The sequence below is a fragment of the Photorhabdus temperata genome, from assembly GCF_025384845.1.
Classification (GTDB): Bacteria; Pseudomonadota; Gammaproteobacteria; order Enterobacterales; family Enterobacteriaceae; genus Photorhabdus; species Photorhabdus temperata.
The window spans coordinates 1-826 of record NZ_JAJAFX010000191.1 but is presented as its reverse complement, the minus strand read 5'-3'; the positions used below and the strand labels follow the sequence as shown (position 1 = coordinate 826).

Genomic DNA, 826 nt, shown 5'->3' with positions numbered 1-826 from the left:
ACGACGGATTGCCTGCCTGAACAAGGTCGTCGAGGAGAAATAATGATTATTTCTGACTTGTTCATTCATCACTTTCCACAGCCTTTCTATCGGGTTCAGATTCGGGCTGTATGGCGGCAAGTAATGAAGGTCAATATTCATTACATAAGCCCAGTCTTTCACCAGCCTGCTCCGGTGGTAACCGGCTCCGTCAAGGATAATATGAACCTTCTGACTGACCGGATAGGTTTCACGGATGGCAATGAAGAACTCGGCGATGTGATAACTGTCGATACGGTCATACTCGCGCACCACCGTTTGACTGATATCGGCCAGATTCAGGGCCCCCATCAGGTTCAGACGGGTACGGCTGCCCGTGGTTTTCACCGCAGTTTTCTGGCCTTTGCGCATCCAGCCATAAGTGAGCTTCGTCCCCTGCGTGGGATGGACGCCATCAATGAACAGGATGGGCTCATGGGCTCCGGCTTCCTGCTTCAGTTTCCCGTAGGCTTCCATAAAGGCCCGTTGCTGTTCCGCGTTGAACTTGTGTGGCACGCCGGTCGGTTTTTTATAGCTGAAGCCATTGTGGTGCAGCCATTTATTCATGCCGGGAACGGTGTAACGGATATCCCACCACGCTTCGACAAGACGGATAACCGCCTGTGTGGTAGGCAGAAGATTGGTGGTCAGATAAGCGATAAGTTCTTGAGTCTGTGTTTCGCTGAGATAGCTCTGAGAGCCGCCATTTTCGGGCTTGAGTTTGCGGTGATTAAGGTAATCGCTGATATGACGATTAACGGTCGTTTCATGAAGACGCAGGGCCTGAGCGATCATCACTGAACTCCAG

General features: G+C 51.5%; 1 protein-coding gene. It reads right to left on the bottom strand.

From position 1 onward, the window contains the following. Nucleotides 1-826: IS630 family transposase (locus tag LGZ99_RS24510; protein ID WP_262979858.1), on the bottom strand; the 826-nt coding region annotated here is incomplete at both ends.